The sequence below is a fragment of the Azospirillum terrae genome (assembly GCF_053470425.1).
Map to the genome: position 1 here is coordinate 67,367 of NZ_JBPXMR010000008.1, position 13,924 is coordinate 81,290.

The 13,924-nt window shown below is 69.3% G+C and carries 12 protein-coding genes; all 12 read left to right on the forward strand.

Translation table 11 applies throughout. The features are described from left to right. The first annotated feature begins 4 nt into the window (after nt 1-4). The 12 genes from mraY (at nt 5) to lpxC (ending at nt 13,635) form a co-directional block, all read left to right on the forward strand. Nucleotides 5-1,090, forward strand: coding sequence for a phospho-N-acetylmuramoyl-pentapeptide-transferase (gene mraY, locus ACSVDD_RS20140; protein WP_448191178.1), 1,086 nt, complete (start codon nt 5-7; stop codon nt 1,088-1,090). 7 nt (nt 1,091-1,097) lie between these two features. Then, on the forward strand, nt 1,098-2,486 hold the full coding sequence (gene murD, locus ACSVDD_RS20145) for a UDP-N-acetylmuramoyl-L-alanine--D-glutamate ligase (RefSeq protein WP_448191179.1): 1,389 nt from the start codon (nt 1,098-1,100) through the stop codon (nt 2,484-2,486). Next, nucleotides 2,483-3,604 carry an FtsW/RodA/SpoVE family cell cycle protein gene (locus ACSVDD_RS20150; protein WP_448191180.1) on the forward strand — a complete coding sequence of 374 codons (1,122 nt, stop codon included), beginning with the start codon at nt 2,483-2,485 and terminating at the stop codon, nt 3,602-3,604. The genes murD and ACSVDD_RS20150 overlap by 4 nt, the downstream gene beginning before the upstream one ends. Nucleotides 3,605-3,606: 2 nt before the next feature. Beyond that, nucleotides 3,607-4,746 carry an undecaprenyldiphospho-muramoylpentapeptide beta-N-acetylglucosaminyltransferase gene (gene murG / locus ACSVDD_RS20155; protein WP_448191181.1) on the forward strand — a complete coding sequence of 380 codons (1,140 nt, stop codon included), beginning with the start codon at nt 3,607-3,609 and terminating at the stop codon, nt 4,744-4,746. After that, the gene (locus ACSVDD_RS20160; protein ID WP_448191182.1) at nt 4,743-4,994 is read left to right on the forward strand and encodes a hypothetical protein; all 252 of its coding nucleotides are present in this window, start codon (nt 4,743-4,745) and stop codon (nt 4,992-4,994) included. Before murG ends, ACSVDD_RS20160 begins: the two co-directional genes overlap by 4 nt. 20 nt (nt 4,995-5,014) lie before the next feature. Then, the gene (gene murC, locus ACSVDD_RS20165) at nt 5,015-6,436 is read left to right on the forward strand and encodes a UDP-N-acetylmuramate--L-alanine ligase (protein WP_448191183.1); all 1,422 of its coding nucleotides are present in this window, start codon (nt 5,015-5,017) and stop codon (nt 6,434-6,436) included. Continuing rightward, nucleotides 6,433-7,371, forward strand: coding sequence for a UDP-N-acetylmuramate dehydrogenase (gene murB / locus ACSVDD_RS20170; protein WP_448191184.1), 939 nt, complete (start codon nt 6,433-6,435; stop codon nt 7,369-7,371). The genes murC and murB overlap by 4 nt, the downstream gene beginning before the upstream one ends. Continuing rightward, nucleotides 7,368-8,315 carry a D-alanine--D-alanine ligase gene (locus ACSVDD_RS20175; RefSeq protein WP_448191185.1) on the forward strand — a complete coding sequence of 316 codons (948 nt, stop codon included), beginning with the start codon at nt 7,368-7,370 and terminating at the stop codon, nt 8,313-8,315. Before murB ends, ACSVDD_RS20175 begins: the two co-directional genes overlap by 4 nt. After that, entirely contained in the window at nt 8,300-9,235 is a 936-nt protein-coding gene (locus ACSVDD_RS20180; RefSeq protein WP_448191186.1) for a cell division protein FtsQ/DivIB, read from the forward strand. The genes ACSVDD_RS20175 and ACSVDD_RS20180 overlap by 16 nt, the downstream gene beginning before the upstream one ends. A 5-nt stretch (nt 9,236-9,240) precedes the next feature. Continuing rightward, nucleotides 9,241-10,509, forward strand: coding sequence for a cell division protein FtsA (gene ftsA / locus ACSVDD_RS20185; protein WP_448191334.1), 1,269 nt, complete (start codon nt 9,241-9,243; stop codon nt 10,507-10,509). Nucleotides 10,510-10,617: 108 nt separating this feature from the next. After that, nucleotides 10,618-12,366, forward strand: coding sequence for a cell division protein FtsZ (gene ftsZ / locus ACSVDD_RS20190; RefSeq protein WP_448191187.1), 1,749 nt, complete (start codon nt 10,618-10,620; stop codon nt 12,364-12,366). A 324-nt stretch (nt 12,367-12,690) separates the two neighbouring features. Next, nucleotides 12,691-13,635: a UDP-3-O-acyl-N-acetylglucosamine deacetylase gene (gene lpxC, locus ACSVDD_RS20195; protein WP_448191188.1), complete on the forward strand. Its 945-nt coding sequence runs from the start codon at nt 12,691-12,693 to the stop codon at nt 13,633-13,635. Nucleotides 13,636-13,924 lie beyond the last annotated feature (289 nt).

Here is a 13,924-nt window from a genome sequence, read left to right on the forward strand (position 1 = left end):
GCGCATGCTGTACAACCTCCTCTTCCCGCTGTCGGACGTCTTCACGCCGTTCAACCTGTTCCGCTACCTGACCTTCAGGACCGGCGGGGCGGTGATCACGGCGCTGGTCATCAGCTTCGTCTTCTTCCCGCGCCTCATCTCCTGGCTTAAGCACAAGCAGGGCGAAGGGCAGCCGATCCGCGCCGATGGGCCGGAGACGCATTTCAAGAAGAAGGGCACGCCCACCATGGGCGGCCTGATGATCATGATCGCCGTGGCGATCAGCACCATCCTGTGGATGGATCTGACCAACTGGTACACCTGGATCGTGCTGTTCGTGACGGTGGGCTATGGGCTGATCGGCTTCGGCGACGATTACCTGAAGCTGACCAAGCGCAACACCAAGGGCCTGTCCGGCCGCTTCCGCCTGGGCTGGGAGATCGGCATCGGCGCGGCGGCGACGGCGCTGATCATGGTGCTGGAACCCCCGGCGCTGTCCGGCGGCGTCGCGGTGCCGTTCGTCAAGGACTTCATGATCCAGCTCAGCTGGTTCTTCATCCCGTTCGGCGCCTTCATCATGGTCGGCGCTTCCAACGCGGTGAACCTGACGGACGGGCTGGACGGCCTCGCCATCGTGCCGTCGATCATCGCGGCGGGCTGCTTCGGCCTGATCGCGTATCTGACCGGCAACGCGATCTTCTCCAATTATTTGCAGATCCACCACGTGCCGGGCGCGGGCGAGCTGGCGGTGTTCTGCGGGGCGCTGATCGGCGCCGGCATCGGTTTTTTGTGGTTCAACGCGCCGCCGGCCATGGTCTTCATGGGCGACACCGGATCGTTGTCGCTGGGCGGTGCGCTGGGCGCGGTGGCGGTGGTGACCAAGCACGAGATCGTGCTGGCGATCATCGGCGGGCTGTTCGTGTTGGAGACGGTGTCGGTGATCGTCCAGGTCGCTTCCTTCAAGCTCACCGGCAAGCGCGTCTTCCGCATGGCGCCGCTGCACCATCACTTCGAGAAGAAGGGCTGGGCCGAGTCCACCGTGGTCATCCGCTTCTGGATCATCGCCGGGGTGCTCGCCCTGGTCGGCCTTTCCACGCTGAAGCTGCGGTGAGACGCCGATGATCAACCTGTTCTACATGGAAGGTCTTCCGGTTGCGGTCATGGGGCTGGGCAAGTCCGGCATGGCCACCGCCGACGCGCTCACCCGCGCCGGGGCCGAGGTGTGGGCCTGGGACGACACCGCCGCCAAGCGCGACGAGGCCGCCGCTGCGGGTTTTCGCATCGTCGACCTCAACACCGCCAACCTGTCGGAGCTGACGACCATCGTCTGGTCGCCGGGCATTCCCCACACCTTCCCGAAGCCGCACCCGGTGGCCGAGCGCGCGCGCAAGGCCAACCTGGAGATCGTCTGCGACATCGAGCTGCTGGGCCGCTCCGAGCGCGACGCCGCCTACGTCGGCATCACCGGCACCAACGGCAAGTCCACCACGACCTCGCTGATCGGTCACGTGATGCAGGAGGCCAAGCGCCGCGTCGCGGTGGGCGGCAACCTCGGCACGCCGGTGCTGACGCTGGAGCCGCTGGGCGTCGGCGGCACCTACGTGCTGGAAATGTCCAGCTATCAGCTGGAGCTGACGCTCTCGATCACCTTCGACGTGGCGGTGCTGCTGAACATCACGCCGGACCATCTGGACCGGCACGGCGGCATGGACGGCTATGTCCAGGCCAAGAAACAGATCTTCCACCGCCAGACCAAGCCGCGCACCGCCATCGTCGGCGTCGATGACGCCATCTGCCGCACGATCTGCGAGGACTTGCAGGCGGTGGGCGACCAGACCGTCTGGCCGATCTCCGCCGAGGGGCGCGCCGCGGGCGGCGTCTACGCCGAGGACGGCTGGCTGATCGACGACACCCAGGGCAAGGCCGAGCGCGTCGCCGATCTGGCGGGCTTCCCGACGCTGCTGGGCAAGCACAATTGGCAGAACGCCGCCGCGGCGTTCGCCGCGTGCAAATCCGCGGGCGTGCCGGTGCCGGCCATCGTCGCGGCGATGGCGACGTTCCCCGGTCTGGCGCACCGCCAGCAACTGGTGCGGACCATCGACAGCGTGCGCTTCGTCAACGACAGCAAGGCCACCAACGCCGACGCCGCCGAGAAGGCGCTGGCGACCTTCGACCCGATCTACTGGATCCTCGGCGGCCAGGCCAAGTCGACCGGGCTGACCGGCCTGGACGGCTACATGGACCGCGTCCGCCACGCCTTCCTGATCGGCGAGGCGACCGAGCAATTCGCCGCGTGGCTGGAGACGCACAACGTCCCGCACACCCGTTGCGGAACGCTGGACATCGCGGTCGCCAAGGCCGCGGAACTGGCGCTGGCCGAAAAGCGCGCCGGGGCGTGCGTGCTGCTGTCGCCGGCCTGCGCGTCGTGGGACCAGTTCACCAGCTTCGAAGCGCGCGGCGATGCGTTCGCCCGCTTTGTGAACGAGCTTTCAGGAGGTGCGGCATGATGACGTTCGACCGCACCGACCAGTCGGTCTTCGGGCGCTGGTGGTGGACCATCGACCGGTTGCAGCTCGGCGCGCTGGCCGTGCTGATGGGGCTGGGCACGGTGCTGATCACCGCCGCCAGCCCCCCGGTCGCCGAGCGCATCGGCATCCAGGACACCTTCTACTTCGTCGAGCGGCATCTGATGATGCTGGTCCCGGCGGTGGCGATCATGGTCCTCATCTCGCTGCTGTCGCCCAAGGGCGTGAAGCGCGCGGCTCTGGCGCTCTATCTCGTCGCCTTGGCGCTGGTGTTCGCCACGCTGGTCGTCGGCGTCGAGATCAAGGGCGCGCGGCGCTGGATTCACGTGCCGGGCCTGTCGATCCAGCCCTCGGAGTTCATCAAGCCGGCCTTCGCCGTGGTCGCCGCGTGGCTGTTCTCGCTGTCGCGCACCAACCCCGGCTTCCCCGGTGCGCTGGTCTCCATCGCGCTGTACGGCGTCACCGTGGCCGGGCTGGTCCTCCAGCCGGACATGGGCATGACCTTCGTGGTCTCGGCCGTGTGGTTCACCCAGTTCTTCCTGGCCGGCCTCAACATCATGCTGGTGATGGGTCTGGCGGGGGTGGGCGTGGCCGGGCTGATCGGCGCCTATTACACGCTGCCGCACTTCGCCAGCCGCATCGACCGCTTCCTCGACCCGGCGGCCGGCGACAACTATCAGGTCAGCCGCTCCATGGAGGCGTTCGCCAACGGCGGCCTGCTGGGCACCGGCCCTGGCCAGGGGACGGTGAAGTTCTCCCTGCCGGACAGCCACGCCGACTTCATCTTCGCCGTCGCGGGTGAAGAGCTGGGGCTGATCTTCTGCCTGTTCGTCGTCGCCCTGTTCGCCTTCATCGTGCTGCGCGGCTTCGCGCGGGTGTTCAACGAGAACAACTACTTCGCGCTGCTCGCCGCCGCCGGCCTGCTGATCCAGTTCGGATTGCAGGCGGCCATCAACATGGGCTCGGCGCTGCACCTCATGCCGACCAAGGGCATGACGCTGCCCTTCATCAGCTACGGCGGCTCGTCGCTGATCGCGTTGGGCTTCGGCATGGGCATGGTGCTGGCGCTGACCCGCAAACGCTTCGGACCGGGAGACTGACCATGGCCCCGAAGCCCATCATCCTCGCGGCCGGCGGCACCGGCGGACACATCTTCCCGGCGGAAGCGCTGGCGCGCGAACTGCTGGCGCGCGGCCACGCCGTGACGCTGATCACCGACAAGCGCGGCCATGCCTTCGGCGACACGCTGCCGGAAGTCCCCGTGCACCGCATCCGCGCGGCCTCCCCTTCGGGCGGGGTGCTCGGCAAGCTCAAGGGTGCCGTGCAGCTCGCCATCGGGATTTTCGATGCGCGCTCGCTGATCCGCCAGATCGCCCCGGCGGCGGTCGTCGGCTTCGGCGGCTACCCCTCGGTGCCGACCGTCTACGCCGCCGGACGGGCCAGCGTGCCGGTGCTGCTGCACGAGCAGAACGCCGTGCTCGGCCGCGCCAACCGCCTGCTGATCTCCAGCGCCCGGCGCTTGGCCGTCGCCTATCCATCCGTGTCCGGCGTGCGCGAGCCCGCCAAGATCGTGCTGACCGGCAACCCGGTTCGCCCGGCCGTCGCCGCCAAGCGCGCCGCCCCCTACGACGCGCCCGCGGCGGACGGCCCGGTGCGCGTGCTGGTCATGGGCGGCAGCCAGGGTGCGCGGATCTTCAGCGACGTCATGCCCGCGGCGCTGGCCCTGCTTCCCGCGGCCCTGCGGTCGCGCATCCATCTGGCGCAGCAGTGCCGGCCGGAGGATCTGGAGGGCGTGCGCGCCGCCATCGCCCCGCTCGGCCTGGGCGGGGTGGAGCTGGAAAGCTTCTTCCGCGACGTGCCGGACCGGCTGGCCGCGGCGCACCTCGCGGTGACCCGCGCCGGGGCGTCCACGGTGGCCGAGCTGACCTGCATCGGCCGCCCGGCGGTGCTCGTCCCCTACCCCTTCGCCACCGACGACCACCAGACCGCCAACGCCCGCGCGGTGGCCGAGGCCGGTGCGGCGTGGCTGGTGCCGCAGCCGGAGTTCACCGCCGAGACGCTGGCCGCACGCCTGACCGCGCTGCTGGCCGATCCGGCGCAACTGACGCGCGCCGCGCAGGCCAGCGCCGCCTGGGGCACGGACGCCGCCGCGGCGACGCTCGCCGACGCCGTGCTGGAACTGGCCGGCCGAAACACCGGTGCAAACGGAAACCACGCCAACGCCACGGAGGCAGCGGAATGATCAAGACGCGCACGGTCACGCGAAACACCACCCGCCCGCTGCGCGAATGGCCGGCCGAGCTGACCCGCACGGAGCGGAGCTGGATCATGCGGCCGGAATGCCCGCTGCTGCCGCGTGCCGTCGCCGCCTACGGCTTCCTGCGCGACCGCCTGCACATCCTCACCGGGGCGATGCCCCTCCCCCCCGTCCTGTCGGACGACGCGGTGGACGCCACGCTGCGCCTGTCGCTGCGCCGCGGTCACGAATAAGCGAACACGAGTAAACCGATATGCGCGCTCTCCCCCTCTCCATCGGCACCATCCATTTCGTCGGCATCGGCGGCATCGGCATGAGCGGCATCGCCGAGGTGCTGAAGAACCTGGGCTATGAAGTCCAGGGTTCGGACATCGCCGAGAGCGCCAACGTCAAGCGCCTGCGCGACTTAGGGATTCCCGTGTCCATCGGCCACCGGGGGGAGAATCTGGGCTCGTCCGCGGTGGTCGTCGTCTCGTCGGCGGTGAAGAAGGACAATCCCGAAGTCGTCGCCGCCCGCGCCGGCCTCATCCCCGTGGTGCGCCGCGCCGAGATGCTGGGCGAGCTGATGCGCCTGAAATGGGCCATCGCCATCGGCGGCACGCACGGCAAGACCACGACCACCTCCATGGTCGGCCACATGCTGGAGCACGCCGGGCTCGACCCGACCGTGATCAACGGCGGCATCATCAACGCCTACGGCACCAACACCCGCCTGGGCTCCGGCGACTGGATGGTGGTCGAGGCCGACGAGTCCGACGGCACCTTCACCAAGCTGCCGGCCTGCATCGCGGTCGTCACCAACATGGACCCCGAGCACCTGGATCACTACGGCACCTTCGAGCACGAGCGCGCCGCCTTCGACACCTTCGTCCAGAACATCCCGTTCTACGGCTTCGCCGCGCTGTGCATCGACCACCCCGAGGTGCAGGCGATGATCCCGCGCGTGTCGGACCGCCGCATCATCACCTACGGCTTCTCGCCGCAGGCCGACGTGCGCGCCGACAACGTGCGCCTGGGCGCCGAGGGCGCCGTCTTCGACGTCATCATCACCGACCGCACCTCGGGCAAGGCCGCGACACTTTCGGGCGTGCGCCTGCCGATGTTCGGGCCGCACAACGTGCAGAACGCGCTGGCCGCCTTCGCGGTGGGCCATGAGATGGGCATCGCCAACGAGGCGATGCGCGACAGCTTCACCTCGTTCCAGGGGGTCAAGCGCCGCTTCACCCGCACCGGCGTGTCGAACGGCGTCACGGTCATCGACGATTACGGCCACCACCCGGTGGAGATCGCCGCCGTGCTGCGCGCCGCGCGCACCGCCGGCAAGGGCCGCACCATCGCCGTCGTGCAGCCGCACCGCTATTCGCGCCTCGCCAGCCTGTTCGAAGACTTCTGCACCTGCTTCAACGACGCCGACGCGGTCATCGTCGCCGACGTCTACGCGGCCGGCGAGCAGCCCATGGAGAACGTCAGCCGCGACGCCCTGGTCGAGGGCCTGCGCATGCACGGCCATCGCCACGTGATCCCGCTGCACGGCCCGGACGAGCTGCCGCAGCTCGTGCGCGAGATCGCGCGCCCCGGCGATTTCGTCGTCTGCCTGGGGGCCGGCAACATCACGCAGTGGGCCAACACCTTGCCGGGCGAACTGGACAAGCTGTACGAGGGGAGGAACGGATGACGGCTGCGCGGGCCATGACCAACTTCCACCTCATCGACCTGATGCCCAAGTGCCGCGGCCGGCTGACCGCCGACGCGCCGCTGGCGAACGTGACGTGGTTCCGCGTCGGCGGCCCGGCCGAGGTGATGTTCCGCCCGGCCGACGCCGAGGATCTGGCCGAGTTCCTGGCGGCCCTGCCCGACGACGTTCCGGTCACCGTGGTCGGCGTGGCGTCCAACCTGCTGATCCGCGACGGCGGCATTCCCGGCGTGGTGATCCGCCTGGGCCGCGGCTTCGCCGGGATCGACGCGGCGGGCACGCGCGTCACCGTGGGCGGTGCGGCGCTCGACCTGCACGTCGCGACGGTGGCGCGGGACGCGGGGATTGCCGGGCTGGAGTTCCTGTCGGGCATCCCCGGCACCATCGGCGGCGCGCTGCGCATGAACGGCGGCGCCTATGGCCGCGAGATCAAGGACGTGCTGGTGGCGGCGCAGGCGGTGGACCGCCAGGGCCAGATCCTCACCTTCTCCAACGAGGCGATGGGCTTCACCTACCGCCACTGCGCGGTGCCGGACGACGTGATCTTCACCGGCGCCGTGCTGGAGGGCAGCGAGGACGAGCCGCTCGCCATCGCGCGGCGCATGGCCGAGATTTCCGACAAGCGCGGCGACACCCAGCCGGTCCGCGCACGCACCGGCGGCTCGACCTTCAAGAATCCGCCCGGCGACAGGAAGGCGTGGCAGCTCATCGACGAGGCCGGCTGCCGCGGCCTGCGCGTCGGCGACGCCCAGGTGTCGGAGAAGCACTGCAACTTCCTGCTCAACCTCGATGCGGCCAGCGCGGCGGATCTGGAAGCGCTGGGCGAGGAGGTGCGGCGGCGCGTGCTGGAGACGTCCGGCGTGTCGCTGGAGTGGGAAATCAAGCGTATCGGTGTGCCCAAGGGAGACGCCGCATGACCACGCGCAAGAAGCATGTCGCGGTGCTGATGGGCGGCTGGTCGGCCGAGCGCGAGGTGTCGCTGGTCTCCGGGGCCGGCGTCGCCAAGGCGCTGGAGGAGGAAGGCTACACAGTCACCGCGGTGGACGTGCAGCGCGACCTCAACGGCTTGGTCACGGCGCTGAGCGACCCGCGGCCGGACGTCGTCTTCAACGCGCTGCACGGGCGCGGTGGCGAGGACGGCACCATCCAGGGCGTTCTGGATTTCCTGGGGCTCGCCTACACGCATTCCGGCGTGCGCGCCTCGGCCGTCGCCATGGACAAGGAGATGACCAAGCGCGTGCTGGCCTCCGCCGGGGTGCGCTCGCCCAAGGGCATCGTCCTGACCAAGGGCGAGCTAACCGGCGGCGCCCACCCGATGCCGGCGCCGTACATCGTCAAGCCGGTGGACGAGGGTTCGACGGTCGGCGTCACGCTGGTGCGCGAGGGGCAGAACAGCCCGGTGGGCGATTCCTGGACCTTTGGCGAGCGCGCCCTGGTCGAAGAGTTCATTCCCGGCCGCGAGCTGACCGTCGCCGTCATGGGCGCAGGCGGTAAGGACACCAGGGCCTTGACGGTGACGGAAATCGTCTTCGAGGCGCAGGTCTACGACTACACGGCCAAGTACAGCGCCGGGCACGCCGTGCACACGCTGCCGGCCGCAATTCCCGACGCTGTCGCTGAGGAGGCCAAACGCCTCGCCGTCGTGGCGCATGAGACGCTGGGCTGCCGCGGCGTGTCGCGCAGCGACTTCCGTTGGGACGAGTCCAAGCCCGGCACCGAGGGCCTGTACTTCCTGGAAATCAACAACCAGCCGGGCATGACGCCGCTGTCGCTGGTGCCCGAGCAGGCGGCGCACGTGGGAATCTCCTACGGTGCGCTGGTGAGTTGGCTGGTGGAGAACGCCTCATGTCAGCACGCCTGAGCGCCCCGCCCCGCACGCCCACCTCGGGCACGGCCAAGGACACGCCGGCGCCGCCGCGCGCCATGGCGCACGCCGCCCAGCGCGGCAATCGCCGCCGCGCGTGGCCGCGCTGGACCAAGCCGGCTATGAAGATCGCGGTGCTGCTGCTGCCGGTGACCGGTCTGCTCGGCGCCGGCATCTGGCACGTGCGCGCCGGCACGCTGGGCAGCGCCATCACCAACGCGCGCACCGCCTTCATCACCACCAGCGCCGAGATCGGGCTGGCGGTGCAGGACGTGGCGGTGCACGGCCGCACCGCGACCGAGCCGGAGGTGGTGCTGAAGACGCTGGGCGTCGAGCGAGGCGCTCCGATCCTCGACATCGATCTGACGGACGCCAAGGCGCGGCTGGAGCAACTGCCCTGGGTGGCTTCGGCCTCCATCGAGCGGCACCTGCCGGACACGCTGTACGTCCGCTTGTCCGAGCGCCAGCCGATGGCGATCTGGCAGCACGATCGCAAGTTCACCGTCATCGACCGCGAGGGCCGTCCGCTGGCCGACGCCGCCGAACTGGCGCGCCGCGGCAACCGCGACGTGGAGCGCCTGCCGCAGGTGATCGGCGCCAACGCGCCGGCCCAGGTGCAGAAGCTGCTGGCCGCCTTCGACCGCGTGCCCGCCGTCCACAAGCGGCTGAAGGCCGCGACCTGGGTGGGCGACCGGCGCTGGGACCTGACCATGGACAACGGCGTCGTCGTCAAGCTGCCCGAGGGCGGCATGCTGACGGCGCTGCGCCAGCTCGCCGACATGGACGCCACGGGCAAGGTGCTGGACCGCGACATCGTCGTGGTCGATCTGCGCCAGCCCGACCGCATGGTGCTTCAGACGACCGTCATCCTGCCGGGCATGGAAGACGATAAGAAGAAGTCGGGAAAGAAGACGTGATGAAGATGGCCTTCAACGGCGGCAAGAAGCCGAAACGGGCAACGCGCGGCGGCATCGTCGCGGCGCTGGACGTCGGCTCGACCAAGGTCTGCTGCTTCATCGCGCGGATCGAGGACCAGGGCAACGTCAAGGTCATCGGCGTCGGGCACCAGCTGGCGGCCGGCGTGCGCGCCGGCGCCATCAACGACATGGAAGCGGCCGAGACCTCCATCGGCGCCGCCGTTCACGCGGCCGAGCAGATGGCCGGCGAGACGATCCGCGACGTGGTAGTCAACGTGTCGGGCGGCCATCCCGTGTCGCACACCTTCAACGCCGAGGTCTCGGTGTCCGGCCAGGAGGTGACCGACGGCGACCTCAGGCGCGCGCTGGCGCACGCCCGTGCCTTGCAGGTCGGCGCCGATTCGACGCTGATCCACGCGCTGCCGGTGGGGTTCTCGCTGGACGGCAACCGCGGTATCCGCGACCCCAAGGGCATGTACGGCGACCGGCTGGCCGTGCACGTCCACGTCATCACCGCCGCGGCCGGCGCGGTGCGCAACCTTCAGACCTGCGTGGCGCGCTGCCACCTGGATATCGAGTCCATGGTGGTCAGCCCCTACGCCTCGGCGCTGGCCACCCTGGTCGAGGACGAGATGGAGCTGGGCGTCGCGTGCATCGACATGGGCGGCGGCACCACGACGATTTCGGTCTTTTTCGAGGGTCAGATGGTGTGGACCGACTGCATCCCGGTCGGCGGCAGCCACGTCACCAACGACATCGCCCGCGGCCTGACCACCCCCGTCGTCCACGCCGAGCGCATGAAGACGCTGTACGGCAGCGCCATGGCGAGCGCGGCGGACGAACGCGAGATGATCGACGTTCCCCAGGTCGGCGAGGAGGAGCGCGCGTCGGGCAACCACGTGCCCAAGTCGCTGCTGGTCCGCATCATCCAGCCGCGCCTGGAAGAAATCTTCGAGCTGGTGCGCTCGCGCCTGGAGCAATCGGGCTTCGCCAAGCTGGCTGGACGCCGCGTCGTCCTGACCGGCGGGGCCAGCCAGTTGCCGGGAACGCGCGAGCTTGCCCAGCTCATCCTCGACAAGCAGGTCCGGCTCGGCCGGCCGACGCGCATCGGCGGCCTCGCCGAGGCGAACGGCGGCCCGGCCTTCTCGACGGCCGCCGGCCTGCTGATCCATGCCGTCCGCCACCCAACCGAACTGCCGGTCAGCGCCCACGAGGCCATGACCGGCGGCGGCATCTGGGGACGGGTCGGTTCGTGGCTGCGGGAGAACCTGTGATGGGATATCCCAAAGACGTTTCACCGCCTAAAACCCCGCCGGAACCAACCGGCACCGAGAGCGACAGAGCTAACGAACGAAACCAAGGAAGGCTGAGGAGAGGCTAACATGATCAACGTCAGCATCCCCCCCATCGAGACCGAGCTGAAGCCGCGCATCACCGTGTTCGGTGTCGGCGGCGCCGGCGGCAACGCCGTCAACAACATGATCAAGTCGAACCTGGAAGGTGTGGACTTCGTCGTCGGCAACACCGACGCGCAGGCGCTCAAGGGCAGCCTTTGCGAGAAGCGCCTCCAGCTCGGCACCACGACGACGCGCGGTCTGGGCGCGGGCTCGAAGCCCGACGTCGGCCGGGCCTCGGCCGAGGAGCAGGTCAACGAGATCGTCAGCTATCTCGAAGGCTCCAACATGGTGTTCATCACCGCCGGCATGGGCGGCGGCACGGGCACCGGCGCGGCTCCGGTCATCGCGCGCGCGGCGCGTGAGCGCGGCGTGCTGACCATCGGCGTGGTGACCAAGCCCTTCCACTTCGAAGGTGCGCACCGCATGCGTCTGGCCGAGGCCGGCATCGCCGAGCTTCAGCAGTACGTCGACACGCTGATCATCATCCCGAACCAGAACCTCTTCCGCATCGCCAACGAGAAGACCACGTTCGCCGACGCCTTCAAGATGGCCGACGACGTGCTGCACTCCGGCGTGCGCGGCGTGACCGACCTGATGGTCATGCCCGGCCTGATCAACCTCGACTTCGCCGACATCCGTTCGGTGATGACCGAGATGGGCAAGGCAATGATGGGCACCGGCGAAGCCATGGGCGAGCGCCGCGCCATCGACGCCGCCGAGGCCGCCATCTCCAACCCGCTGCTGGACGACGTGTCGATGAAGGGGGCGCGCGGTGTCCTCATCAACATCACCGGCGGCTACGACATGACCCTTTTCGAAGTCGACGAGGCGGCCAACCGCATCCGCGACGAGGTCGACCCGGAAGCCAACATCATCTTCGGCTCGACCTTCGACAGCTCGATGGACGGCACCATGCGCGTGTCGGTGGTCGCCACCGGCATCGACGCCGCCTCCATGGCCCACCCGCGCCCGTCCGCGCACCCCGTCAACCTTTCGGTGGTCTCCGACCGCACGCGCAAGCCGGGCGTCGCCATGCCGGGCCTGGGCGCCACCGCCCCAGCCGCCGTCAGCGGCATCGCCGGCCTCGCCACCGCGGCGCCGATTCCCATGCCGGCCGCGGCCACCGCGTCGGCCCTGAAGACGCAGCCGGTCACCACCACGGCGACCGCGTACGCCATGGAAGCCCCGGTCGCCCAGCCGGCCGCCCCGGTTGCCGCGCCGGTCGCCGAAGCCGCTCCGGTCGCCTACTATGAAGCTCCGGTCGCCACGGCCCCGGTCGCCGAGGCCGCTCCGGCTCCGGCTCCGGCGCCGACGCACGCTCCGGCCGGCTCGCTGCACGCCGAACGCCGTGACGGCGCCTTCATCCCGCCGAAGGCCGTCGACCCCGGTCCCCGCCCGATGACCGCCGGTCCCGCCCCGGCCGTCGCTCCGCCGATCGCCGACACGCCGGACGCCCAGGCCAAGAAGCGCATGTCGCTGTTCGGTCTGGTCACCGGCCTCGGCCGCGGCCGCAAGGACGAGCCGGCGCCGCAGGTTCCGCTCGCGCAGCCCCAGCCGCAGATGCAGCCGCAGCCGCAGATGCAGATGGCGCCGCAACAGCCGCAGCAGCCGGTGGCCGCCCCGCAGCCGCAACAGCCGAGCCTCGGCATCCAGGCTGCCCCGCAGCCGAAGATGCAGGCGACGGAGGAAGACGTGCTGGACATTCCGGCCTTCCTGCGCCGTCAGGCGAACTGAGGACGACCAAGTAAAGCACCCCGCCGGCACTGGTCTTCCAAAGGCCGGCGGGTCCTCTCGGAACCTTCCTTGACTTGCCTCCGGGGTGCCCCGCGCACCCCGGAGGTCCCTTTGTCACGTCTGGTTCTTGCCCTGGCCGACCGGCCTAGGCCGATTGCAACATTCCGTAATAAAGAGTGATTTGTCCTGGTCGGGGTACGGTGCTAGGTAGCATGTGTGGTTTTTTGCCAAGTCGTTTTGTTGCCGTCGCGAACATACCGTGAGCAGTTCGGTGAACAGAATCGGCGGCAGCGCCCACGAACGAGACCAGCTCAGGACGTTGCCGTGACTCACATCGGTGGTAATACGGACGGAATGTTTCAGCACACGCTGAAGTCTGTCATTCGCTGCACCGGCATCGGCCTGCATTCCGGGGCCTCGGCCACGCTGACGATTTCGCCTGCGGCGCCCGAAGCCGGCATCACCTTCATCCGCACCGACAAGCGTGGTTTCGCCGCGCGCATTCCGGCGACCTACGACAACGTCGTGGACACCCGCCTGTGCACCGTGCTCGGCAACGCCGAGGGCACCACGGTCGGCACGGTGGAGCACGTCCTGGCGGCGCTGGCCGGCTGCGGCATCGACAACGCCATCCTCTCCATCGACGGCCCGGAAGTGCCGATCATGGACGGCAGCGCCGCGCCCTTCGTGGCCGCGATCGAGCGCGCCGGCCGGGTCGAGCAGAACGCCGTTCGCCACGTCATCCGCATTCTCAAGCCGGTCACCATCGGTTCGGGCCGCACCACGGCCACGCTGATGCCGTCGCAGAGCGCGGTATTCAGCTTCGAGATCGACTTCGACAGCGCGGTGATCGGCCAGCAGACCGGCCATTTCGAGCTGTCCGCCGGCCACTTCGGCCAGGAGATCGGCGCCGCCCGCACCTTCTGCTTTCTGCACGACGTGGAAGCCATGCAACGCGCCGGTCTGGCCCGCGGCGGCTCGCTCGACAACGCCGTCGTCGTCGACAAGGAGCAGGACCGCGTGCTCAACGCCGATGGCCTGCGCAGCCCGGACGAGTTCGTCCGCCACAAGATCCTCGACGCGGTGGGCGACCTGTACCTCGCCGGTGGACCGATTCTCGGCCGCTACCACGGCAGCCGCGCCGGTCACGCGATGAACAACCAGTTGCTGCGCGCGCTGTTCGCCGACCGCTCGGCGTGGTGCTACGACACGCCCGCCGCCATGCTGCCGTCGGGCTGGTGCGCTTACGAGCCGCGCGCCGTCGCCTGAGCGTTCCTCCGGTAGTTTTCCAGGCGTTGGGCCAGCCTGGAACGCCCTCCCCTCCCTGGGGAGGGCGTTTTGTTTTGTGCGAACCCCCTGCCCTGCCCGACAGTCTGTCGCAGGAGTCGCGCGTTCCGCCCTCCCCTGCCGCGCCGTGCCGGTCAGAATCGTACAAAGCCCCCTCCCCTGCTGGGGTTGCGTAACCGCGACGCGCACCACACATGGGATTCCAGCGCAACGAAAATCTCTGAAACATTGAATTTTATCAATTGCTTATAGAGGTTTTCTTATGTCATAT